This window comes from Paenibacillus sp. RUD330, assembly GCF_002243345.2.
GTDB lineage: Bacteria > Bacillota > Bacilli > Paenibacillales > Paenibacillaceae > Paenibacillus_O.
In genome coordinates this window covers 4,492,501-4,515,000 of record NZ_CP022655.2, presented here as the reverse complement: position 1 = coordinate 4,515,000, position 22,500 = coordinate 4,492,501, and the positions used below count along the sequence as shown (strand labels likewise).

The window sequence follows — 22,500 nt, the reverse complement described above, 5'->3', positions numbered from 1 at the left end:
TTGGCACCTCGATGTCGGCTCATCGCATCCTGGGGCTGAAGTAGGTCCCAAGGGTTGGGCTGTTCGCCCATTAAAGCGGTACGCGAGCTGGGTTCAGAACGTCGTGAGACAGTTCGGTCCCTATCTGTCGTGGGCGCAGGAAATTTGAGAGGAGCTGTCCTTAGTACGAGAGGACCGGGATGGACGTACCGCTGGTGTACCAGTTGTTCCGCCAGGAGCACCGCTGGGTAGCTACGTACGGACGGGATAAGCGCTGAAAGCATCTAAGCGCGAAGCCCCCCTCAAGATGAGATTTCCCAGTATGTAAGACCCCTGGTAGACGACCAGGTTGATAGGTTCGGGGTGGAAGCGCAGCAATGCGTGCAGCTGACGAATACTAATCGGTCGAGGGCTTATCCTATGGTAAGAAAAGCAAATGGACTCAGCATCCATCCTATTGGTTCGATCCAGTTTTCAAGGCGCAAGCTTGAAAGCCTGTTTATACCTGGTGTTCGATGATTCAATACATAGAACATGGGGCCATAGCTCAGCTGGGAGAGCGCCTGCCTTGCAAGCAGGAGGTCAGGAGTTCGATCCTCCTTGGCTCCACCAAGTATTTTCCCTGATAGCTCAGTTGGTAGAGCACTCGACTGTTAATCGAGTTGTCACAGGTTCGAGTCCTGTTCGGGGAGCCATATGGAGAAGTGTCCGAGTGGTCGAAGGAGCACGATTGGAAATCGTGTATACGTTAATCGCGTATCGAGGGTTCGAATCCCTCCTTCTCCGTAGCAAGACTTTTTGTTTGGAGAGATACCCAAGTGGCTCAAGGGGACCCTCTGCTAAGGGGTTAGACTGCGTAAGTGGTGCGAGGGTTCGAATCCCTCTCTCTCCGTTCTTTTTCAATCAAGGCCCGTTGGTCAAGGGGTTAAGACACCTCCCTTTCACGGAGGTAACAGGGGTTCGAATCCCCTACGGGTCACCATCATGGAAGCTTAGCTCAGCTGGGAGAGCATCTGCCTTACAAGCAGAGGGTCGGGGGTTCGATCCCCTCAGCTTCCACCATTCAACTACCGCGGGGTGGAGCAGTCCGGTAGCTCGTCGGGCTCATAACCCGAAGGTCACAGGTTCAAATCCTGTCCCCGCAACCAATATGGAGCTGTGGTGTAGAGGCCTAACATGCCTGCCTGTCACGCAGGAGACCGCGGGTTCGAATCCCGTCAGCTCCGCCATTTTTGATCACTTTGCCGCTGTAGCTCAACTGGTAGAGCAACTGACTTGTAATCAGTAGGTTGGGGGTTCAAGTCCTCTCGGCGGCATTTGACCAAATTTACATGGCGATCGTGGCGAAGTGGTTAACGCACCGGATTGTGGTTCCGGCATTCGGGGGTTCAATTCCCCTCGATCGCCCCATTGCTTCTTGGTGGGGATTAGCCAAGCGGTAAGGCAACGGACTTTGACTCCGTCATTCTCAGGTTCGATCCCTGAATCCCCAGCCATTAAGAGCCATTAGCTCAGTTGGTAGAGCACCTGACTTTTAATCAGGGTGTCGAAGGTTCGAGTCCTTCATGGCTCACTTTTTTCCTAACTTTATATGCGGTTGTGGTGGAATGGCAGACACGCTATCTTGAGGGGGTAGTGGGCGCAAGCCCGTGGAGGTTCGAGTCCTCTCAACCGCACCAATTATTCACCCTGCCAGGTGAATGAGCAAACAGCATTACCTTCTTATCATGCGGTCATGGCGGAATTGGCAGACGCGCTAGATTCAGGTTCTAGTGTCAGCAATGACGTGGAGGTTCAAGTCCTCTTGACCGCACCATCTGCGGAAGTGGCTCAGCGGTAGAGCATCGCCTTGCCAAGGCGAGGGTCGCGGGTTCGATTCCCGTCTTCCGCTCCATAATTGTGTGCCCGTAGCTCAGCTGGATAGAGCATTTGACTACGAATCAAAAGGTCGGGAGTTCGAATCTCTCCGGGCACGCCATTTAAATATCGGGATGTAGCTCAGCTTGGTAGAGCACCTGGTTTGGGACCAGGGGGTCGCATGTTCAAATCGTGTCATCCCGACCATTTTTTTTATCTTTTCCGCGGGTGTAGTTCAATGGTAGAACTTCAGCCTTCCAAGCTGATAGCGTGGGTTCGATTCCCATCACCCGCTCCATACATATGATCGAGACATCCCTGCCGGAAGGCGGGGATTTTTTGCATTTTCAGCTGCGCTTGCGGAGCCTGTCTTTGATATAGATGGGATGGAAAAGTCCCGTTCAAAATGAAAGCAGGCCTGTCCATCTTGTCGATGGGCAGGCCTGTTTTCATTTATACGGTTTTCAAGAATTCGACGACCGTCAGCAGGCCCTTGTCGAAGTTTTCCAGGTTGAAATGCTCGTTCGGAGCATGGAGGTTCTCGTCGTCCAGTCCGAAGCCCATCAGTACGACCGGAGATTCGAGAACGCGGGAGAAGGCTTCCATGATCGGAATGGAGCCGCCGTCCTTGGTGAACAGGGCACGGGTTCCATATACCGCTCCGTAAGCATCCGCAGCCGTCTGCAGAATCGGATGGGAGGGATCAATGTTGAAGGCGAAGGCCCGCTCGCTGCGCTTGAGCTCGAAGCGTGCGCCTGGTTGGATATGCGCGTTCAAGTGTTTTTCGATGCGGTCCATCGTCAGCTCCGGATCCTGCTTGCCCACCAGGCGGCAAGTAATCTTCGCATGGGCGACTTTAGGGATGACCGTTTTGCTGCCTTCGCCCTGGAAGCCGCCGTACACGCCGTTAAGCTCCAGCGTAGGACGGGCGCCGACACGTTCCACGAACGAATAGCCTTCTTCGCCGTACAGAGCGTCCAGGCCGAGTCCTTCGCGAACCTTGTTCTCGTCCAGGCCTTGCTTGGCGAATTCTTCCCGCATGAGAGCGGACAGCTCCGGAACCCCTTCGTAGAAGCCTTCCACAGCCACTTTGCCATCTTTGTCATGCAAGGAGTCCAGCAGCGAGACGAGCGCATGCAGGGCATTCGGCACCGCGCCGCCGTAGGAGCCGGAATGAAGATCCGTGTTGGCCGTCGATACGGTCAGCTCCATGCCGGCAAGGCCGCGAAGGCCGGTGCAGATGGCAGGACGTCCCCGCTCCAGCAGGGAGGTATCGGATACGAGAACGGCGTCGCATGCGAGCTTTTCCTTGTGAGTCTCGAGGAATGGCGGCAGGTTGATGCTTCCGATTTCTTCTTCGCCTTCAATGCAAAGCTTGACGTTGACTGGAAGCGTGCCTTCCTGCTTGAGAATCGCTTCGATCGCTTTGATATGGATGAACGTCTGGCCTTTGTCGTCGGTCGTGCCGCGGCCATACAGCTTGTCTCCGCGGATCTCCGGCTCGAACGGCGGGCTCGTCCACAGGTTCAGCGGATCGACAGGCTGGACGTCGTAATGGCCGTAGACCAGAATGGTCGGTTTGCCTGGGGCATGGAGGTAATCGGCATAGATGACGGGATTGCCCGCCGTCGTCATGATCTCGATATTTTCGAGTCCTGCGCGCTTGAGCGTGTCGGCCAGCCAAGCGGCGGCGGACTGGATGTCTTGCTTATGCTCGGACAGAGCCGAGATGCTCGGAATGCGAAGCCACTGCTTCAACTCTTCCAGCTGTTCTTCCCGGCGGGAAGCAAAATAGTCGGAATAGGACATCGGTATGTACCTCCTGGGATTTAGCGTTGCGGACAGCATCGGCATGAAAGCCGCGTGATTCTATTATAACCTGTGCAGGCTCAGGGAATAAACCTGCGTATGATCTTTGCCGCCATGTTCGGGATATAAGGCTAAGACCTTGCCTCGTCAATCTACATCAGGCAAAAAAAGCAGTCCAAAAAAGTCAGGCTAAAAAGAAGGCCAAAAAAAGGCCAAAAAAGCCTAAAGCATTTTCTACCGTCCATATGGATTGACGGGACTGGCTTGAGCGCCATACAATGACCACAGAAAGCAAATTGAAGGGAGGCTGAAGGATATGGCGATCATGAATGGAATGGCGATGATGGCAGCTGGCAATGCCGCGGGCAGAAACGATGCACCAACTGAATATGTCACGTACCGGGATGCGTCATTTCCGGAGGTCTCCACGGACCATGAATAGGACGATGCGGCGGCATGGCTTGCAGGACGGAGCTGCCCGCACGGCCGATTGATGAAGTCACGGACTCGGAGTCCGTGGCTTTTTTTGTGTGCTTAAGGAAGCAAATTAATTGAAGAAATCAGGTGACATATGATAGACGATTGGAATTATTATACCGGCCCAGCGATGGGATGGGGTCAAGTATCGGAAAGGGATCGGAAGGCGTGGAGCCATGAATCGGAAAGCCGGCGAAAGGCATGGAACAGCGAGCCGAACAGCGATCGAGCGTGGGCCCATGAATCCGAGAGCGGCCGAAAAGCGTCGACCCATGAATCCGAGAGCGGCCGAAAAGCGTCGACCCATGAATTCAAGGGAAATCTGGCGGCATCTGATCATGAATTCGAGAGCAAGCGAAAGGCTTCGAGCCACACAGCGGCTGTGGCAGTACCTGCAGGCGGGGCACACCTGCCTGCTCCAAGAGAGGAGCAACTGAAGGACACGGACAATGACTCGTCGCAAATAGATGGCGATTCTCCGCATCGGTACTATGCGGTTGTCAATTCCGGCCTGTACGATTCGGTCAGGCCGAATCGTGAAAAGGCTTCTCCCGCCCTTTATGTCATTCGGGGCGGGAAAAGCCTCTGAGTTACGGCCGATGGCCGATCGGATAACGGCCTCGCAGCGAATGCGCCAGCTCGCGGATGGAAGAGTTCGCCGGCATGCGGGCGGAAGGGAAGACGGCACGGCCGCCGCTGCCAAAGGCTGCATCAACGGCGGCTTCGGCGAACAGGCGGGAGGGATCCGGCCACAGGCCGACGACCAGCTCCTCCAAGCTCGCCATCGTGCCGGCCTCCACGAGCGGATAACTGAGCTCGGTGCCCGAGCGGCCGGCAGCAGTATCGTAGAACTGACGAACGAGGCGGCCGCGCTCGGCTCCCGAGCCTCCGGCATTGACGAAGGCTTGTACGATGTAGGAGCGGGCGAGCCTGCGCTGCGCGATGCCGCAGAACTTGAGGCCATCGATGCTGAGATCGTAGTCTCCTGGACAGTAGGCTCCGGCGATTTCACCTTTGTCGACACGGACACCGAAGCCATCCAGCGCGGCTGCGATGAGCTCGTACATCAGCTGGAAATCATCGTTGAACCGCACCGAGGCGCTGCCCTGAAGAGGCAGGATAAGGGAAATATTCACGACTCCGGGGTCGAGAGGCACGGCTGCCCCGCCGGAGTTGCGGACAGCGACGGAAAGACCGAGGCGCTCAAGCTCCTTGGAGGCAAGCGCGGCCTCGGGCAGGCGGCTGTCGCGAGGGCCCATGACGAAGCCCGAAGGGTGGCGCCAAAGATGAAGAACGGGGACGCCGTCGAGACCGGTCTGGCGGCAGAGCAGCTCGTCCAAGGCAAAGGAGTGGAGCACGTCCGGCTCCGCCCAATCTTCCATGCGGTCAAGCAAAAGCAGGCCGGAATAAATTTCTTGTATCATGGCAATGTTTTCCTTCCTTAACAACCGGATCGTATCTATACACTTTAACATATTCGTCCTGTCTTCTTCATGTAGCGCGGTCCGTTATGTCTGGCGGCGAACCTGAAGGCGGCAGCAGCAACTGATCAACCGGGACTAAGCGAGCTGCTCGCAGGAACAGTCCGCCCCGCTGCCGAGCACGGTGAATCAGGCGATGCTCCGGAAGGCGAAGAATATGTTGCCCGGACGAACGGAAAATCGGACAGCCGGCTCTGATCGTGCACGGAACCGAAGATCCGATCGCTCCATTCGCGCACGCCCGGCATCTCCAGCGCACAATCGTCAGTCCGTCCTCTTGACGCTTGAAGGAGCCGGACATGAACTCCATCCGGATGGCTGGCCGTCCGTGCTTGCCGCGATGCTGGACATCACAGCTTCAGCAGGTAGGGCGAGGCATGCGCAGCCATGCAAAAAAAGCTTCTCCCGGGCAGCGCCGGGAAAAGCTTTTTTTGTATTCAGCAGGAGCAGTTCAGCACCGGCTTGCGGGCAGCCTGGGTTTCGTCCAGCCGCCGCACGACGGTCGTATACGGAGCGTTCTGCACGAGCTCAGGCGTCTCCTTCGCTTCGCGGGCGATGCGGATCATCGTGTCGATGAAGGCGTCGAGAGTTTCCTTGCTCTCGGTCTCCGTCGGCTCGATCATGATGCATTCCTCGACGTTGAGCGGGAAGTAGATGGTCGGCGGGTGATAGCCGAAGTCGAGCAGCCGCTTGGCGACGTCGAGCGTGCGCACGCCGTATTCCTTGAGTCCGCGGCCGGACATGACGAACTCATGCTTGCAGACGCCGGGGTACGGAATCTCATAGGCTTCCGCGAGGCGCGCCATCATGTAGTTGGCGTTCAGCACGGCGCATTCCGAGACGCGGCGCAGCCCTTCCGGACCGTAGGTGCGGATATACGTGTACGCGCGGACCAGAATGCCGAAGTTGCCGTAGTACGATTTGACGCGGCCGATGGAAGCGGGACGGTCGAAGTCGAAGAAGTAGCTGCCGTCATCGCGCTTGCCGACGACCGGCTTCGGAAGGAACGGAGTCAAATGGGCCTTTACGCCGACAGGACCGGCTCCGGGACCGCCGCCTCCATGCGGCGTGCTCATGGTTTTGTGCAGGTTGAGATGCACGACGTCGAAGCCCATGTCGCCCGGGCGGGTAATGCCCATGATGGCGTTGGAGTTCGCTCCGTCGTAGTAGAGCAGGCCGCCGGCTTCATGCACGATGGCGGCGATCTCGACGATCTGCTCCTCGAACAGGCCGAGCGTGCTCGGGTTCGTGAGCATGAGGGCGGCTGTATCAGGGCCGACTGCAGCTCGCAGCGCATCGAGATCGACAAGTCCGCGCTCATTGGACTTGATCGTGATCGTATCCAGGCCGGCCGTCGTGGCGCTGGCCGGGTTGGTGCCGTGCGAGGAGTCCGGCACGATGACCTTCGTGCGCATCTCGCCGCGGCTCTCGTGGTAGGCGCGGATCATCATGAGGCCGGTCCATTCGCCGTGGGCTCCGGCAGCCGGCTGCAGCGTGACGGCATCCATGCCGGTAAGCGCGGCGAGATCGTTCTGCAGCACGTACAACAGCTCCAGCGCGCCCTGGATGCTTTCTTCCGGCTGGTAAGGATGGATGCGGGCGAAGCCGTTCAGCCGGGCCGCATCCTCGTTGATTTTCGGATTGTATTTCATCGTGCAGGAACCGAGCGGGTAGAAGCCGTTGTCGACGCCGAAGTTGCGGCGGGACAGCTCGGTATAATGGCGGATGACGTCCACCTCGTACACTTCCGGCAGGGAAGCCGGCTGCTTGCGGAGCAGGGAGGAAGGAATCAGATCCTCGAGCCCTTCCTCATCAGGCACGTCACAGACAGGAAGGGAATAGGCTTTGCGGCCTTCACGGCTCATTTCGAAAATGAGCGCCTTCTCGGGCTTCACATCGATGATTCCGGCGCTCTTCAGTTGTTCATGGCTGCTCATGCGCGCGCCTCCTTCGTCAGGCCGCCAAGCGCGGCGGCGAATGCGTCGATCTCTTCCTTCGTGCGCTTCTCGGTTACGGCGACGAGCATATGGCCCTCAAGCTCCGGGTAAGCGGAGCCGAGATCGAAGCCGCCGAGGAAGCCCTCGGCGAGCAGCCTGCTGTTCAGCTCCTTGGCCGATGCGCCTTCCGGCAGAGAGACCACGAATTCATTGAAGAAAGGAGCGGAGCCGAACGGCAGGCCGATTCCTTCCACCGAACCGAGCGTCTTGGACGCGTAATGCGATTTGCGGATATTGAGCTCGGCGGCTTCGCGGATGCCCTGCTTGCCCATCACGCTGAGATAGATGGAAGCGCACAGGGCGAGCAGCGCCTGGTTCGAGCAGATGTTGGACGTCGCCTTCTCGCGGCGGATATGCTGCTCGCGGGCTTGCAGCGTCAGCACGAAGCCGCGCTTGCCGTCGAGATCCTTGGTCTGGCCGACGATGCGTCCCGGCATGCGGCGCATGAGCGGCTCGGCCACCGAGAAAAATCCGCAGGTCGGTCCGCCGAGGGAGGAAGGGATCCCGAGCGGCTGGGCATCGCCGACGACGATGTCGGCGCCTAGCGCTCCGGGGGATTCCAGCAAGCCGAGCGAGAGCGGGTTGCTGCTCACGACGAGCAGCCCTTTGGCATGGTGGATGATCGGCTCGATCGCCGCCAGATCCTCGATGCAGCCGAAGAAGTTCGGCGACTGCACGAGCACGGCGGCAGTCTCGCCGCCAGCGACGGCGGAGCGGAGCGCTTCCAGGTCGGTGACGCCGTCTTGGAAGCCGACTTCTACGAGCTCAAGCCCGAGGCCGCGGGCGCTCGTGCGCAAAATCTCGCGCGCCTCGGGATGTACGGCGCGCGAGACGACGATGCGCTTGCGGCGGGTGTGGGCGGAGGCAAGCGCCGCCGCCTCGGACAAGGCGGTCGCGCCGTCGTACATGCTGGCGTTGGCGACGGCCATGCCGGTCAGCTCGCAGATGTAGGACTGGAACTCGAAAATCGCCTGCAGCTCGCCTTGGCTGATTTCCGGCTGATATGGAGTATAAGCGGTATAGAATTCCGAGCGGGAGATCATATGGTTGATGACGACGGGAATATGGTGGTCGTAGAGACCGGCGCCAAGGAAGCTCGTCGTCGTTTCGTGATCGGCGTTGCGGCCGGCAAGCTCCTTCAGATGGCGGAGGAGAGCCCATTCGTCGAGCGCGCCCGACATCGGCAGCGTGCCCTTGTAGCGGATGGATTGCGGAATGTCGCGGAACAGGTCTTCCAGGGCGGCCGCGCCGATCGTCTGCAGCATTTCCTGCTGGTCCTGCTCGGTCATGGGGATGTAGCGATGCTGGGTCGTCATGAAGGGTTTGTCACTCCTTGGCAGATGCGGGCGATGCCGCGTTTCGTTTGTAGAAAGGGGCTTTGACGACTGCGGCCTTCAACCGCTTGCCGCGGATGTCGACCTCGACCTCGGTGCCGACCGCGGCATGCTCGGCCTGGATCAGCGCGAGTCCGAGATTGCGCTTCAGCGTCGGCGACTGGGTGCCCGATGTCACCTCGCCGATCAGCTGCTCTCCGGCGTAGACCTGGTAATGGGCTCGCGGGATGCCCCGCTCCAGCAGCTCGATGCCGACCAGCTTGCGGGGCACGCCGGCTTCCTTCTGCGCAGCGAGCGCGTCCCGGCCGATGAAGTCCCCCGCATCCAGCTTCACGAAAAATCCGAGTCCGGCTTCCAGAGGGGATATGTCGGCCGACAGCTCCTGGCCGTACAGCGGCAGCCTCGCCTCGAAGCGCAGCGTATCGCGCGCGCCGAGACCGGCCGCCTCGAGGCCGAGCGGAGCGCCTGCTTCCATGAGGGCGCGCCACAGCTTGGCGGCGTCGGCGGCCGGAGCGTACAGCTCGAAGCCGTCCTCTCCGGTGTAGCCGGTGCGTGAGAGCAGCAGCTCGACGCCGCATACAGCCGCCTTCGGCAGGAACTCGAACGGCTTCAGCCCGCCCCAGGCGGCATCCGTGCAGCGGTCCAGAATCTCTCCTGCAAGCGGACCCTGCAGAGCGATCAGCGCCGTGTCGTCGGAGCGGTCCTCCACCGTGACGTCCCCGATCAGATGCTCCCGCAGCCAATCGAAATCCTTGCCGATGTTGGAGGCGTTGACGACGAGCATGTACTGGTCCTCGCTGATCCGGTAGACGAGCAGATCGTCGACGACGCCTCCGTCCGGATAACACATGAGCGTGTATTGGGCAGAGCCGTCCTTCAGCTTGGACACGTCGTTCGTCGTCACGCGCTGCAGGAAATCGCCGGCGAACTGGCCGGTGACGAGGAACTCGCCCATATGGGACACGTCGAACAGTCCGGCGCGCTGCCGGACAGCCTCATGCTCCTTCAGAATGCCGGTGAACTGAACCGGCAAGTCCCAGCCGCCGAAGTCGATGCAGCGGGCTTCGCCGTATTCCTTGTAGAGGGAATGGAGCGGGGTCGTGCGCAGATTGGCCATGGTAGTCCTCCCTTTGTATGCTGAGTGCTCGAAAGTTAAGCCTGTTCGCTGATCAATCATCTTCCCCTTGCAAGCCTTCAACGCCCGACTGATGGAAAAGCCGTCCTTGGCGCATAATGAAAGGGAGAAAAGCAAAAAGGACAGCGCAGGAAAAACAACGCCGTGCCGGCTGAAAAAAATCAGCCACGCTTAACGTGTCATCCATGCTCTGTCCTTGGTACCTGAGAGTTACCCTGCGCATTCGTCTCCGCAGGTTTCCCCTTGGGTGACGTCGGCGAAGCGGCGGGGCCGCAAGCTTCCGTTCTCTCCAGAGGCGCGTCCCGCAAAGGTCCTTCTGCCTGAGAGATTCCCCTGCCGGGCAGGGTTACTCCTTCGGCGCCGCTTCATGTACCGGCGATCTCTCCCGTTGCGTTCATCCGCATATTCAGTTACAACCAGTTTTACAGATGGGACAACCCTGTGTCAACAGAATTTCAGCCCAAAAGACATGCCGAGTGAGTTATGTTGACACAGCCGCCTGTGATCGTTTACGCTTTGCGCATAGATTGCCAAACCAGGCCATGATGGGAAAGGATGAGCGTCCAGTGAGTGAGATTCGCGCAGGATTGGGCTATACGGAGGAGCATGAGTGGGCGGAAGCGGCAGGAGAGACGATCGTTCGGATCGGCATTACGGACCATGCCCAGCATCAGCTCGGGGACATCGTGTTCGTCGAGCTGCCTCAGGCTGGAGACAGCGTTGAAGCGGGACAGCCTCTTGGGACCATCGAGTCCGTCAAAACGGTGTCCGACCTGTATTCCCCCGTCAGCGGAACGGTCGTCCGAGTCAACGAAGAGCTGGGCGACTCGCCGGAGCTCGTCAACAACGATCCTTTTGCCGGCGGCTGGATGATCGAGATCGACACGGGCGCCGACGCGAAGGCGGCTGTAGCGGCGCTGCTGGACGCGGAAGCTTATGCCAAGCTGACGGACTAGGCTCCCGTACAGCGGAGGAGGGCGCGATTTGCGCTCTCTTCTTGCCGCTTGCGGATGTCCGCGTTCCATGCGCGGCTCGGTAAAGATTGACTAAAGGCATCCGGCCCGTTGACCGGATGCCTTTTTTTGTGGTTTCATTGACTAGACCGATCGTTCTAATTCGAAAGGAGCTCCTATGGCCGACCGCAATCATACCCGGGATCGGATCGTCGAGACGGCATCCCGCTTGTTCCTGCTGCAGGGCTATCATGCCACCGGTTTGAGCCAGATCGTCAAGGAAAGCAAGGCGCCAAAAGGCTCGCTGTATCACTTTTTCCCTGAGGGCAAGGAGCAGCTCGCCATGGAATGCATCTCGCTGTCCAAACGTGCCGTGCTGGATTCGCTGCGGAGCTGCATGGAGAGCGAGCCGTCGGTATCGAAGGCTCTTCAGGCTTTCGTGCGGGGCATTACGGAAAGCGCAGGATCATTTGCCGAATGCATTCCGTTCAGCTTCTGGATGTTCGTGGAGACAAGCGGCATCAGCGACGATCTGAGGCAGGCTTGCCAGACGGTATTCTCCGAATGGCAGGGAAGCCTGGAGGCGGCTCTGCAGCAAGGAGGCCTGGATCCTGAATCGGCCGGCAAATCGGCGATTCTGATCATTTCCATGCTGGAGGGCGCCGTCATTCTCGCGATGACGAACAACGACACCCGGCCGTTCCGGCTCGTGGAGGAATTCATGCCTGTGCTTGTGAATGGAACACATGGAGGGGTCGGAAACTAAACAGAGACAAAGGACGGGGAAACCTGTCCCAGGAGGGAAATCAGAATGGAAAAAACAATGGGAGCAGCCGCTGCTCCTCAAGAAGGAGCTTCCTTCAAGGTCGTTCCGATCATGACCGCTCTGCTGCTTGCCGGATTCATCGGCATGTTCAGCGAAACGGCGCTCAATATCGCGCTGAATGAACTGATGGGCACGTTCAAGGTCGAGCCCGCCACGATCCAGTGGCTTACGACCGGATTTCTGCTTGTGCTGGCCATTCTCGTGCCGATCTCGGGCCTGCTGCTCCAATGGTTCACGACGCGCCAGCTGTTCACCGCATCGCTCGTCTTCTCGATTGCGGGCACGCTGATCGCGGCGAGCGCGCCGAGCTTCGCTTTCCTGTTCATTGCAAGGCTTGTCCAGGCGGTCGGCACCGGCCTGCTCATTCCGCTGATGTTCAACACGGTGCTGGTTATATTCCCGCCGCACAAGCGGGGAGCGGCCATGGGCATGATGGGGCTTGTCATCATGTTCGCGCCGGCGGTCGGACCTGCGATAGCGGGCCTGTTCCTCGAGTATGCCAGCTGGAGGACGATATTCTGGACGGCGCTGCCGCTTCTGGTCGTCGCGCTCCTGTTCGGCCTGATGTTCATGAAAAATGTCTCCGAGCTTGCCCGTCCGCGCATCGACATCTTCTCGATCGTGCTCTCCAGCCTCGGCTTCGGAGGCGTCGTCTACGGCTTCAGCAGCGCTGGAGAAGGCGACCATGGATGGAGCAGCCCGAAAGTCATTATCGGCATCGCCGTCGGCGTCGTCGCCTTGGTCCTGTTCACCGTCCGCCAGCTGCGGATGAAGCAGCCGATGATGAATCTGCGGGCATTCCGCTTCCCGATGTTCACGCTCGGCACGCTGATGATCTTCATCGGAATGATGATCATTCTTTCCACCGTCATTCTGCTGCCTTTGTATTTGCAGGCAGGCATCGGCCTGCTGCCGCTCGCGGCGGGCCTGCTGCTGCTTCCCGGCGGACTGATCAACGGCGTCATGTCTCCGATCATGGGCAGGCTGTTCGACAAATACGGCCCGCGCTGGCTCGTATTGCCGGGCCTGGTGCTGGTGTTCGTCGTGCTTTGGCTGTTGACGGGCATCAATACGGCCACGTCCAAGGGCGAAATCATCCTTCTGCACAGCCTTCTGATGATCGGCATTTCCATGATCATGATGCCGGCCCAGACCAACGGGCTGAACCAGCTGCCGCGGGAGCTCTATCCGGACGGAACGGCGATCATGAACACTCTGCAGCAGGTTGCGGGCGCGATCGGCACGGCGCTCGCCATCAGCATCATGACGGCGGGCAGCAAGGCATATTATGCGGACGGCAAGCATTCGCCCTCCGATCTGTCGACCGTTCCTGCGGCCATGACCCAGGGAGTTCAAAATGCTTTTTTGTTCGTCATGATCTTTGCCGTGCTTGGCTTCGTATGCGCCCTGTTCATCAAGCGGGTGAAAGTCGAAAAGCAGGAGCAAGTGCATCACGCCGGACATTGAGCCGGCCCGACGCTCCCGGCATGCCACTGCACCTCGCGCGAAGACGCGCGGGCGTTATCCTGCGCTCCTTCGAGCGCAGGATTTTTTTCGGCTGGATGGATTGACAGATTTGCAGGAAGAGGATATCTTATTTATTGATCAATAAATTGTACGGAACAGGGAAGGTAAATTAACTCATGACACCGAGAGAGGAACAGGCGGCAGGACGCAAGGAGCAGATTTTGGGCGCTGCAGCCGCGCTGTTTGCCGAGAAAGGGTATTACAAGACAACGACGGCGGATGTGGCTTCCGCGGTCGGCGTTACGCAGCCGTACGTCTTTCATTTTTTCCGGACGAAGGAAGCTCTCTATATGTCCGTCCTGCAGAGTGCGGCACAGCAGATCCGCGTTGCGTTCGAGGCGGTTCAGGCGCCTCCCGGCGAGCTTGAGCAGGCGATGGGCCATGCGTTCCAGGAGCTGCTGGAGGGCGGCTTCCGCAGCGAGGTGCTGCTCTGCATGACGGCCCACTCCATACCGGAGCCGGGCATCCGCCAGTATGTCCAGGAAGAGTTTGCCGCCATCCACGCCAGCTTGAAGGGCCGTTTCGAACGGGCGGGCATGGAGTTTCCTGGCTTCCGCGCGACCCAGTTCATCGGTCTGGGGCTAGCCATCGCCTTGTCCGAGCTGACAGGACTGAAACAGCTGCTCCCTTGGGAGGAGAGCTCGGATTGCTGAAGCTTGGCTGCAGCCTTCGAAGCCGAGTGAGCATGGAAGAAGAGTTCAGCGAGTTGGGCCGGGAATGAGAAATGCCGCTCAAGCAGCGGCCTTTTTTATCCCTCATTATTTATTGACTGATAAATAAAAGGAGAGTGGAAGGAATGGCTAAAGCGATATCGGGAAGGTTCACCGCGGAAATGGATGGTACGTTCGTCGTGTTCGTCATCGGGATGAGGATCAACAAGCTGCTGGCCGTGCACAAGTGGCTGCCGGTGCTTCGCTCAATGGGACCGATGATGAGGGAGCTGTACGCCAATCCCGATACAGGGTTCATGAGCCATGAGATGCATTTGGGCGCGCGCGGCCCGGTGCTGCTGCAGTATTGGAGATCCTATGACCAGCTGGAGCGCTATGCGCGGGGCGGCATTCATCTGGAGGCCTGGAAGAGGTTCAATCGTTCCGTTGGAACGGACGGGTCGGTCGGCATCTTCCATGAAACATATGTGATACAGCCCGGCAGCCACGAAGCGGTCTATGGAAACATGCCGGTCATGGGACTCGCCAAAGCGGGCAGGCATGTCCCGGCAACCGGCCGCAAGGAGACGTCGCGCCGCAGAATGGGCGGGGATTCGGCTCCAGCCGTTCCGACCCCTCCCAACCCACATGCCTGAAGGGGGCAGGGGGAAATTTGTGCGATGAGCGCCGGAATGGGCCTTCCAGCACTTGCCCGGCCGACCGCTATTTTCAAAGATATAGTCATCCCGCATGAGGAAGGATGATGATTGATGAAGAAGGTCGACCCCAGAAGAGGAAGGCTCGACGGCCTGAAAATCTGGAGCCTGTTGCTGGCTCTGCTGATTGCCGCCTTGTACCCGGCAGGCCAGCGGGTGTACGCCGAGGATTCAGCCTGGGCGCCGGGCGCAGCCTATGCGGCCAAGGCGACCGTGACGTACGCAGGAGGGCGCTATGAATGCCTGCAGGGCCATACGTCGATGACGGGCTGGGAACCGCCGAACGTGCCCGCGCTGTGGAAGCCGATCGCCGCTGCCCCAACGCCGACGGCAAACCCGACAGCCTCGCCGACTCCGGTGCCGACCTCGGCTCCATCTCCAACGGCATCGCCGACCCCGGTGCCGACCTCGTCTCCATCTCCGACGGCATCGCCGACACTGAAACCGTCTCCGACGGCATCTCCTTCCGCTACCCCGGCTCCGACCTCTACCGTTCAGCCGACGGCGTCCCCCGGAGCCGGAGCGGCGACCCCGGTCCCGCTGCGCACGATTTCCTGCAGCGCTTCGTCCTGTCTCAGCAGCGCGCTTAAAAATGCGGCCGCCGGAGACCGCATCGAGCTGGCTGCGGGCACGTACACGGGGTCCTTCTCCAGCGCGTCCCAGGGGACGGCGGCCAATCCGATCGTCCTGACGAGCGCCGACGCCTCGAATCCGGCGATCCTGTCCGGCTACTCCGCCGGTTCGGGATATGCGCTGAACATCAAAGGGAGCCGCTGGATCGTCAGCAGCCTTAAATTCACCAATGCGCAGAAAGGCATCATCCTCGATCAGTCCAACGATTCCCTGATTGCGCGCGTGGAAGTGTACAATATCGGCTACGAGGGCGTTCACTTCCGCGACGGCAGCTCGCGCGGCCGCATCGAGGACTCGTGGATCCACGACACCGGAGTGACGGGGGCCGGATACGGCGAAGGCGTCTATGTCGGCTCTGCCGAAGGAGCCGGCTACAACCAGGCCGTCTATGACACCGTCATTTCCGGCGTCCGCTTCGGCCCCAACGTCCGCGCCGAGCATGTCGACATCAAGGAACGCACGCTGCGCACCGTCGTCGAAAACTGCAGCTTCGACGGAACGGGCATCAGCGGCGCCAATTATGCCGACAGCTTCATCGATGTCAAAGGAAACGACGCCGTCATCCGGGGCAACACCGGCTACCGGAACGGAAACGCCGCCTTGCTGGACGCTTTTCAGCTGCACAAGATCGTGGAAGGATGGGGCGTGAACAATCGGTTTTCCGGCAACAAGGTCTTCATGGACGGCCCGGCCGGTTATGTCGTCAATGCCGCCTCCGGCACGCAGGCATATGCATCCAACAACGAGCGCAGTCCTTCCGGCGCTCTGTACGCCGGCGATGTGAGCGCAGGTTGAAATCGCCTATAGTCAAACTAACCGGCTCCAGTCCATTGACTTTTTTGGCGGGACGATGATACATTGGCAAAGTGGTCTTCGGTTCGGGTATGGACCGGAGCAAAAGGATGGGGCTGAACGCCCTTCGAGGAGGATTACGGATGCGAAGCATGGCACTGGCAATGATCAAACCTGACGATGCTCGCACCAAGCGTAATCCGATGCCTCGCTGATGATCCGTTAATCATCAGGCGCACGGTTACGTTCCTGTAATCGTGCGCCTCTATACGTTCCGCGACCGGAATGTCCGCCGCGGCAAGGATTCCTTACCTCCTTGCCCGCGGGCATCCGTCGGCGAAATGCAGGGCGCACCGCTTACAGGCGGAGCGCCTTTTTTAATGGGCATCGGGCACTTTGCATCACGCTGGAGAGAGAAAATGACAGAGCTTGTTCAGGCCGCGCGGGAAAGAGCGCATCGCGGCTCGAGCCTTACGCGGCCGAACCGGCTCAAAGGATTGGGGAGGTGTCCAATGTTTAGTGTAATAGGCAAGCTGGGCTGGTATTTCAAGATGGAGTGGCGGCGCTACTCTCTGGCTGTCGGCTTGTTGATCTTCGTCGGCTTTCTGGAGGTGATTCCTCCGCGTCTGCTCGGTTACACCATTGATGGAATCAGCCAGGGAAGGCTTGCGGATTCTACATTTTACTGGATCGTGGGAGGCTGGCTGGCCATCACGATATCCAGCTATCTCATCACGTACGGCTGGATGTCCCGCCTGTTCGGCGGAGCCAACGTGCTGGAGCGGCTGCTTCGGGGCAAGCTGATGGGCCAGTTCATGAGAATGACCCCGACTTTCTATGAGCGCAACCGGACGGGAGACCTCATGGCCCGCTCGACGAACGATCTGTGGGCGATCTCGATGACGGCCGGCTTCGGCATTCTGACGCTGGTGGATTCCACCGTGTGGATGCTGACGCTGCTCGGCATGATGATATTCCTGATCAGCTGGAAGCTGACGCTGGCAGCCCTGCTGCCGCTGCCGATCATCGCGCTGCTGATGGCCGTCTTCGGCCGCATGATCCATGACCGCTTCCTCAAGGCGCAGGACGCCTTCGGGGAGCTCAATGACGAAGTGCTTGAATCCGTGTCCGGCGTACGCGTCGTCCGCGCCTATGTGCAGGAGGAAGCCGACCGGGACCGGTTCCATGCCAAGACGAACGAAGTGCTCCGCCGCAACATCGCGGTCGCCCGCGTCGACGCGCTGTTCGAGCCGGTGAACAAGATCCTGGTCGGACTGAGCTACATTATCGGCCTGGTTTATGGCGGAGTACTCGTATTCCAGGGCGAAATCACGCTTGGCGATCTTATATCCTTCAATATCTTCCTCGGCATGCTGATCTGGCCGATGTTCGCCATCGGCGAGCTGATCAACGTCATGCAGCGCGGCAGCGCCTCGCTCGACCGCGTGGAGGAAACGCTGCACACGCCTGCGGACGTCGAGGACAAAGGCGAGCTCGTCCAAGTGGAGCAGCCGGGCGAAATCATGTTTGCCGACGTCACGTTCCGTTATCCGTCCTCCAAGGAGGATAACCTCTCGAACGTCAGCTTCCGGCTGCCTCGCGGCGGGACGCTGGGCATCGTCGGGCGCACGGGAAGCGGCAAAACGACGATATTGAAGCAGCTCATTCGGGAATATCCGGCAGGCAGCGGGCACGTTGCCGTTAGCGGAGTTTCCATCGATCGAATACCGCTTGACCGCCTTCTGGGCTGGTTCGGCTATGTGCCGCAGCAGCCGATCCTGTTCTCCCGAACGATCCGCGAGAATATCCTGTTCGGTGCCCATGGGGCGACGGAGGAGGATTTGGAGCGCGCGCTCGTCCGCGCTTCCTTCGCCAAGGATGTGCTGTTCCTTCCCGATGGCCTGGAAACGCTCGTCGGCGAGAAGGGCGTCGCTCTCTCCGGAGGGCAGAAGCAGCGCGTCAGCATTGCGCGGGCGCTCATCGCCGATCCGGAGATTTTGCTGCTTGACGACGCCTTGTCGGCCGTCGATGCGAAGACGGAGGCCGAGATCATCGAGGGCATCCGCACGGAACGGGCTGGCAAAACGACAATCATTACGACGCATAGGCTGTCCGCTGTCCAGCACGCCGATCTTATTCTCGTCATGGAAAACGGCAGGATCGCGGAGGAGGGCACCCATGAGCAGCTGCTGCAGCAAGGCGGCTGGTACCGGGAGCAATACGATCGGCAGCAGCTCGAAGCATTCGTTGAATCTTAATTGCAAAGAAGGTGAAAACAAGTGAATCAACCGAAAACAGGCAAGCGGCTGCTGCAGTACGCTCTCCTATTTAAAAAACAGATCGTGTTAGCCCTTATTCTGCTCACCTTCGCGGTCTGCGCCGAAATGGTCGGTCCGCTGCTCGCGAAGCGGATGATCGACAACAATATCCTCGGCATCGAGAAGCCTTGGATTTCAGTGGAGTCGGCGGCAGACGGGAGCGTCCCCTACAACGGGAACCTGTACGTCCGCTCCGACCGTGCGGACAGCCTGGAGAGCAGCGGCCCGCAGCTGAATATCGTGCAGGAAGGCAGCAAGTTCTACGCGATCCAAGGAACGCTGCCGGAAGGCAAGCGGAAGGTGGAAAACGGCGAGCTCCTGCTGACTTCGGCGGACGGCAGCAAGCAGGCTTATCCCGCCGCCAGCATGTCACGAGACGAAGTCTATGCGTTCTACAAGCCGGAGCTGAACCCGCTCCTCGTGCTTGCCGCCGCATACTTCGGCCTGCTCGTCATCGCAGCCATCTTCACCTACGGCCAAAAGCTGCTTCTGCAGACGACTGCGAACCGAATCGTACAGCGCATGCGCGAGGATGTATTCGCCCATACGCAGCGTCTTCCGGTCCAGTATTTCGACAATCTGCCCGCAGGCAAGGTCGTGTCGCGGATCACGAACGACACGGAATCGATCCGGGAGCTGTTCGTCGCCGTGCTGGCCAACTTCTTCTCGGGCATCGTTTATATGGCGGCTATTCTGGGCGCCCTGTTCATTCTCAGTCCTACCGTAGCCTGGTTCGCCATACCCGTGTTTCCGATCCTCTTCATCTGGATCGTCTTCTATCGCCGCCTGGCCGGCCGCTACAACAGCGTCATCCGCGCGAAGCTCAGCGACATCAACGCCATGATCAACGAATCGATCCAGGGGATGAGCATCATCCGGGTCTTCCGCCGCGAGCGCAGCACGGCGCAGGAGTTCAAGGAAATGAACGATGAGTTCTACTCCTTCCAGATCAAGCTGCTCAAGCTCAATTCGTGGACTTCCCACAACCTTGTGAATGTCGTGCGGAACCTGATCTTCCTGGCCGTCATCTGGATGTTCTGGGGAGGAGATCTCGGAGCGGCCGTAACCGTGGGCATCATGTACGCCTTCATCGATTACATGAACCGCATGTTCCAGCCGATCGTGGGCATCGTGAACCAGCTCACCAACTTGGAGACGGCAAGGATATCGGCCGGACGGGTGTTCGAGCTGATGGATGAACCTGGAACGGAGGTCTCCACCGGCACGATGCCCCGCTATCGCGGAGAAGTCGCTTTCGAGGATGTGACCTTCGCTTACAAAAAGGAAGAGAACGTTCTGCGCAACATTTCCTTTGCCGCCGCGCAAGGACAGACGGTCGCCCTCGTCGGGCATACCGGCTCGGGCAAAAGCTCCATCCTCAACCTGCTGTTCCGGTTCTATGACATCGAGCACGGCCGGATTACGATCGACGGAATGGATGTCCGCGACGTTCCGAAGCAGCAGCTGCGCCAGCATATGGGCATCGTGCTGCAGGATCCGTTCCTCTTCACCGGTACGATCGCATCCAACGTCAGCCTGGGCAACCCGGACATTACGCGGGAGCAGATCGTGCAGGCGCTGCGCGACGTGGGCGCATACGAGATGTTCATGCGTCTGCCGCATGGAATCGACGAGCCCGTCATCGAGAAGGGCAGCACGCTGTCTGCCGGACAGCGCCAGCTGATATCGTTCGCCCGCGCGCTTGCCTACAATCCCGCGATCCTCATTCTGGATGAGGCGACGGCGAGCATCGACACCGAGACCGAAGCGGTGATCCAGAAGGCGCTTGGCGTGCTCAGCCAAGGCCGCACGACGTTTGTCATCGCGCATCGTCTGTCTACCATAAGGGAAGCCGATCAGATCCTCGTGCTGGACCGCGGACGCATCGTCGAACGCGGCAATCACGAGACCCTCATGCAGCAGGGCGGCAAGTACTACGCCATGTATCAGCTGCAGTCGGGTAGTCCGGCTTCGGCGCAGGTATCCTGAGGTCTTTCTCTTATAGAAGGTGTTTCATTTAAAAGGGGCGCTGCCCCTTTTTTTTATTGTTATTTTAACGCTCAGCCTTTGGGGTTTGAAGCCAGCAAGCACAGGCTGGAGCTTTTGCTGCAGGCCTTGGAATATGAGACGGGGGAGCCAACATGGATTTCAAGAACCTTGATTTCGAATCGTGATTTGGAATGGATGGACGGGAAGCAGGGCATGATTTAAAAGGTTTTTCATCTTTTTTTGAAAAAGGGGTTGCGCAATCGTAGGTGTCCATGGTATATTCTAATTCCGGCCGAGAGATACACGGCACGGACGCGAAAGACGGACAAGCAGTACCGGCGATCGCAACTGAATTTGTTCTTTGAAAACTGAACAACGAGTGAAGCAAGTCAACGTTATAAATGAGCAAGTCAAACACCTTTATGGAGAGTTTGATCCTGGCTCAGGACGAACGCTGGCGGCGTGCCTAATACATGCAAGTCGAGCGGATCTTGTCCTTCGGGACAAGGTTAGCGGCGGACGGGTGAGTAACACGTAGGCAACCTGCCCTCAAGACTGGGATAACCTCCGGAAACGGATGCTAATACCGGATATGCGGTTTCTCCTCCTGGAGAGATCGGGAAAGACGGAGCAATCTGTCGCTTGGGGATGGGCCTGCGGCGCATTAGCTAGTTGGTGAGGTAACGGCTCACCAAGGCGACGATGCGTAGCCGACCTGAGAGGGTGATCGGCCACACTGGGACTGAGACACGGCCCAGACTCCTACGGGAGGCAGCAGTAGGGAATCTTCCGCAATGGACGCAAGTCTGACGGAGCAACGCCGCGTGAGTGAGGAAGGCCTTCGGGTCGTAAAGCTCTGTTGCCAGGGAAGAACGGGTGGAAGAGTAACTGCTTCCGCCATGACGGTACCTGAGAAGAAAGCCCCGGCTAACTACGTGCCAGCAGCCGCGGTAATACGTAGGGGGCAAGCGTTGTCCGGAATTATTGGGCGTAAAGCGCGCGCAGGCGGCTTTGTAAGTCCGGTGTTTAATCTTGGGGCTCAACCCCAAGTCGCACGGGAAACTGCAAGGCTTGAGTGCAGAAGAGGAAAGTGGAATTCCACGTGTAGCGGTGAAATGCGTAGAGATGTGGAGGAACACCAGTGGCGAAGGCGACTTTCTGGGCTGTAACTGACGCTGAGGCGCGAAAGCGTGGGGAGCAAACAGGATTAGATACCCTGGTAGTCCACGCCGTAAACGATGAATGCTAGGTGTTAGGGGTTTCGATACCCTTGGTGCCGAAGTTAACACAATAAGCATTCCGCCTGGGGAGTACGCTCGCAAGAGTGAAACTCAAAGGAATTGACGGGGACCCGCACAAGCAGTGGAGTATGTGGTTTAATTCGAAGCAACGCGAAGAACCTTACCAGGTCTTGACATCCCCCTGAATCTGCTAGAGATAGCAGCGGCCTTCGGGACAGGGGAGACAGGTGGTGCATGGTTGTCGTCAGCTCGTGTCGTGAGATGTTGGGTTAAGTCCCGCAACGAGCGCAACCCTTGATTTTAGTTGCCAGCACCTCGGGTGGGCACTCTAGAATGACTGCCGGTGACAAACCGGAGGAAGGCGGGGATGACGTCAAATCATCATGCCCCTTATGACCTGGGCTACACACGTACTACAATGGCCGGTACAACGGGCCGCGAAGCCGCGAGGCGGAGCCAATCCTAAAAAGCCGGTCTCAGTTCGGATTGCAGGCTGCAACTCGCCTGCATGAAGTCGGAATTGCTAGTAATCGCGGATCAGCATGCCGCGGTGAATACGTTCCCGGGTCTTGTACACACCGCCCGTCACACCACGAGAGTTTACAACACCCGAAGTCGGTGGGGTAACCCGCAAGGGAGCCAGCCGCCGAAGGTGGGGTAGATGATTGGGGTGAAGTCGTAACAAGGTAGCCGTATCGGAAGGTGCGGCTGGATCACCTCCTTTCTATGGAGAATCGCTTCCTGCAACGGAAGCATTCAAAACCGGAGTGTCGCCAGACACTCCAC

The 22,500-nt window shown here is 58.9% G+C and carries 14 protein-coding genes, 18 tRNA genes, 2 rRNA genes and 2 riboswitches (1 of these 36 only partly in view); of the genes, 29 read left to right on the top strand and 5 right to left on the bottom strand.

Going from position 1 to position 22,500, the window contains the following annotated elements; all coding sequences use genetic code 11:
* The 19 genes from CIC07_RS20755 to CIC07_RS20665 form a co-directional block, all read left to right on the top strand.
* Positions 1-400, top strand: a 23S ribosomal RNA gene (locus CIC07_RS20755); it begins 2,531 nt to the left of the window's first position.
* 115 nt (positions 401-515) lie between these two features.
* Positions 516-591: transfer RNA gene (locus tag CIC07_RS20750), tRNA-Ala, on the top strand.
* A 7-nt stretch (positions 592-598) separates the two neighbouring features.
* Positions 599-674, top strand: a tRNA-Asn gene (locus tag CIC07_RS20745).
* A 3-nt stretch (positions 675-677) separates the two neighbouring features.
* Positions 678-765: transfer RNA gene (locus CIC07_RS20740), tRNA-Ser, on the top strand.
* Positions 766-783: 18 nt separating this feature from the next.
* Positions 784-871, top strand: a tRNA-Ser gene (locus tag CIC07_RS20735).
* 15 nt (positions 872-886) lie between these two features.
* A tRNA-Glu gene (locus CIC07_RS20730) sits at positions 887-961 on the top strand.
* A 4-nt stretch (positions 962-965) separates the two neighbouring features.
* Positions 966-1,041 (top strand) — tRNA-Val (locus CIC07_RS20725).
* Between the two features lie 9 nt (positions 1,042-1,050).
* A tRNA-Met gene (locus CIC07_RS20720) sits at positions 1,051-1,127 on the top strand.
* A 4-nt stretch (positions 1,128-1,131) separates the two neighbouring features.
* Positions 1,132-1,208: transfer RNA gene (locus CIC07_RS20715), tRNA-Asp, on the top strand.
* A gap of 14 nt (positions 1,209-1,222) precedes the next feature.
* Positions 1,223-1,295 (top strand) — tRNA-Thr (locus CIC07_RS20710).
* Positions 1,296-1,313: 18 nt separating this feature from the next.
* A tRNA-His gene (locus tag CIC07_RS20705) sits at positions 1,314-1,389 on the top strand.
* Between the two features lie 11 nt (positions 1,390-1,400).
* Positions 1,401-1,475, top strand: a tRNA-Gln gene (locus CIC07_RS20700).
* Between the two features lie 4 nt (positions 1,476-1,479).
* Positions 1,480-1,552, top strand: a tRNA-Lys gene (locus CIC07_RS20695).
* 20 nt (positions 1,553-1,572) lie between these two features.
* Positions 1,573-1,658 (top strand) — tRNA-Leu (locus tag CIC07_RS20690).
* A 50-nt stretch (positions 1,659-1,708) separates the two neighbouring features.
* Positions 1,709-1,795 (top strand) — tRNA-Leu (locus CIC07_RS20685).
* Between the two features lie 3 nt (positions 1,796-1,798).
* Positions 1,799-1,873: transfer RNA gene (locus tag CIC07_RS20680), tRNA-Gly, on the top strand.
* Between the two features lie 7 nt (positions 1,874-1,880).
* Positions 1,881-1,957: transfer RNA gene (locus CIC07_RS20675), tRNA-Arg, on the top strand.
* 9 nt (positions 1,958-1,966) lie between these two features.
* A tRNA-Pro gene (locus tag CIC07_RS20670) sits at positions 1,967-2,043 on the top strand.
* A 17-nt stretch (positions 2,044-2,060) separates the two neighbouring features.
* Positions 2,061-2,134 (top strand) — tRNA-Gly (locus tag CIC07_RS20665).
* A gap of 155 nt (positions 2,135-2,289) precedes the next feature.
* Here CIC07_RS20665 and CIC07_RS20660 read toward each other — a convergent pair.
* The gene (locus CIC07_RS20660) at positions 2,290-3,645 is read right to left on the bottom strand and encodes a dipeptidase (protein WP_076360266.1); all 1,356 of its coding nucleotides are present in this window, start codon (positions 3,643-3,645) and stop codon (positions 2,290-2,292) included.
* 316 nt (positions 3,646-3,961) lie between these two features.
* Here CIC07_RS20660 and CIC07_RS25720 point away from each other — a divergent pair, with 316 nt between their 5' ends.
* On the top strand, positions 3,962-4,087 hold the full coding sequence (locus tag CIC07_RS25720) for a hypothetical protein (protein ID WP_268802158.1): 126 nt from the start codon (positions 3,962-3,964) through the stop codon (positions 4,085-4,087).
* A gap of 625 nt (positions 4,088-4,712) precedes the next feature.
* Here the strand turns inward: CIC07_RS25720 and CIC07_RS20655 are convergent.
* The 4 genes from CIC07_RS20655 to gcvT form a co-directional block, all read right to left on the bottom strand.
* Positions 4,713-5,546, bottom strand: coding sequence for a lipoate--protein ligase family protein (locus tag CIC07_RS20655; protein WP_083688741.1), 834 nt, complete (start codon positions 5,544-5,546; stop codon positions 4,713-4,715).
* Between the two features lie 494 nt (positions 5,547-6,040).
* Positions 6,041-7,498, bottom strand: coding sequence for an aminomethyl-transferring glycine dehydrogenase subunit GcvPB (gene gcvPB / locus CIC07_RS20650; RefSeq protein WP_076360286.1), 1,458 nt, complete (start codon positions 7,496-7,498; stop codon positions 6,041-6,043).
* A gap of 38 nt (positions 7,499-7,536) precedes the next feature.
* Entirely contained in the window at positions 7,537-8,916 is a 1,380-nt protein-coding gene (gene gcvPA / locus CIC07_RS20645; protein ID WP_076360272.1) for an aminomethyl-transferring glycine dehydrogenase subunit GcvPA, read from the bottom strand.
* Between the two features lie 10 nt (positions 8,917-8,926).
* A complete protein-coding gene (gcvT, locus tag CIC07_RS20640; protein ID WP_076360274.1) occupies positions 8,927-10,051 on the bottom strand; it encodes a glycine cleavage system aminomethyltransferase GcvT in 1,125 nt (374 codons plus the stop codon).
* Between the two features lie 206 nt (positions 10,052-10,257).
* A riboswitch (glycine riboswitch) is annotated at positions 10,258-10,364 on the bottom strand.
* 3 nt (positions 10,365-10,367) lie between these two features.
* Positions 10,368-10,467, bottom strand: a riboswitch (glycine riboswitch).
* Between the two features lie 168 nt (positions 10,468-10,635).
* On the opposite strand from gcvT, the gene gcvH reads away from it, so the two are divergent.
* From gcvH to CIC07_RS20595, 9 genes are all read left to right on the top strand, one after another.
* Positions 10,636-11,025 carry a glycine cleavage system protein GcvH gene (gcvH, locus tag CIC07_RS20635; protein WP_048746456.1) on the top strand — a complete coding sequence of 130 codons (390 nt, stop codon included), beginning with the start codon at positions 10,636-10,638 and terminating at the stop codon, positions 11,023-11,025.
* A gap of 175 nt (positions 11,026-11,200) precedes the next feature.
* Positions 11,201-11,788, top strand: coding sequence for a TetR/AcrR family transcriptional regulator (locus tag CIC07_RS20630; protein ID WP_076360276.1), 588 nt, complete (start codon positions 11,201-11,203; stop codon positions 11,786-11,788).
* Between the two features lie 57 nt (positions 11,789-11,845).
* The gene (locus CIC07_RS20625; RefSeq protein WP_076360288.1) at positions 11,846-13,315 is read left to right on the top strand and encodes a DHA2 family efflux MFS transporter permease subunit; all 1,470 of its coding nucleotides are present in this window, start codon (positions 11,846-11,848) and stop codon (positions 13,313-13,315) included.
* Positions 13,316-13,491: 176 nt separating this feature from the next.
* Positions 13,492-14,028, top strand: a complete 537-nt coding sequence (locus CIC07_RS20620; protein WP_076360278.1) for a TetR/AcrR family transcriptional regulator — start codon at positions 13,492-13,494, stop codon at positions 14,026-14,028.
* A 143-nt stretch (positions 14,029-14,171) separates the two neighbouring features.
* Positions 14,172-14,681: a DUF4188 domain-containing protein gene (locus tag CIC07_RS20615; RefSeq protein ID WP_076360280.1), complete on the top strand. Its 510-nt coding sequence runs from the start codon at positions 14,172-14,174 to the stop codon at positions 14,679-14,681.
* 114 nt (positions 14,682-14,795) lie between these two features.
* A complete protein-coding gene (locus tag CIC07_RS25525) occupies positions 14,796-16,169 on the top strand; it encodes a carbohydrate-binding protein (RefSeq protein ID WP_083688743.1) in 1,374 nt (457 codons plus the stop codon).
* 509 nt (positions 16,170-16,678) lie between these two features.
* Positions 16,679-18,424: an ABC transporter ATP-binding protein gene (locus tag CIC07_RS20605; protein ID WP_076360282.1), complete on the top strand. Its 1,746-nt coding sequence runs from the start codon at positions 16,679-16,681 to the stop codon at positions 18,422-18,424.
* A gap of 21 nt (positions 18,425-18,445) precedes the next feature.
* A complete protein-coding gene (locus CIC07_RS20600; protein WP_076360284.1) occupies positions 18,446-20,473 on the top strand; it encodes an ABC transporter ATP-binding protein in 2,028 nt (675 codons plus the stop codon).
* 419 nt (positions 20,474-20,892) lie between these two features.
* Positions 20,893-22,438: ribosomal RNA gene (locus tag CIC07_RS20595) — 16S ribosomal RNA — on the top strand.
* Positions 22,439-22,500 lie beyond the last annotated feature (62 nt).

Bases quoted from the DNA above. Each gene is read 5' to 3' on its own strand.
- CIC07_RS20660 (WP_076360266.1), bottom strand. From the start codon at position 3,645: ATGTCCTATTCCGACTATTTTGCTTCCCGCCGGGAAGAACAGCTGGAA.
- CIC07_RS25720 (WP_268802158.1), top strand. From the start codon at position 3,962: ATGGCGATCATGAATGGAATGGCGATGATGGCAGCTGGCAATGCCGCG.
- CIC07_RS20655 (WP_083688741.1), bottom strand. From the start codon at position 5,546: ATGATACAAGAAATTTATTCCGGCCTGCTTTTGCTTGACCGCATGGAA.
- gcvPA (WP_076360272.1), bottom strand. From the start codon at position 8,916: ATGACGACCCAGCATCGCTACATCCCCATGACCGAGCAGGACCAGCAG.
- gcvT (WP_076360274.1), bottom strand. From the start codon at position 10,051: ATGGCCAATCTGCGCACGACCCCGCTCCATTCCCTCTACAAGGAATAC.
- CIC07_RS20630 (WP_076360276.1), top strand. From the start codon at position 11,201: ATGGCCGACCGCAATCATACCCGGGATCGGATCGTCGAGACGGCATCC.
- CIC07_RS20625 (WP_076360288.1), top strand. From the start codon at position 11,846: ATGGGAGCAGCCGCTGCTCCTCAAGAAGGAGCTTCCTTCAAGGTCGTT.
- CIC07_RS20620 (WP_076360278.1), top strand. From the start codon at position 13,492: ATGACACCGAGAGAGGAACAGGCGGCAGGACGCAAGGAGCAGATTTTG.
- CIC07_RS20615 (WP_076360280.1), top strand. From the start codon at position 14,172: ATGGCTAAAGCGATATCGGGAAGGTTCACCGCGGAAATGGATGGTACG.
- CIC07_RS25525 (WP_083688743.1), top strand. From the start codon at position 14,796: ATGAAGAAGGTCGACCCCAGAAGAGGAAGGCTCGACGGCCTGAAAATC.
- CIC07_RS20605 (WP_076360282.1), top strand. From the start codon at position 16,679: ATGTTTAGTGTAATAGGCAAGCTGGGCTGGTATTTCAAGATGGAGTGG.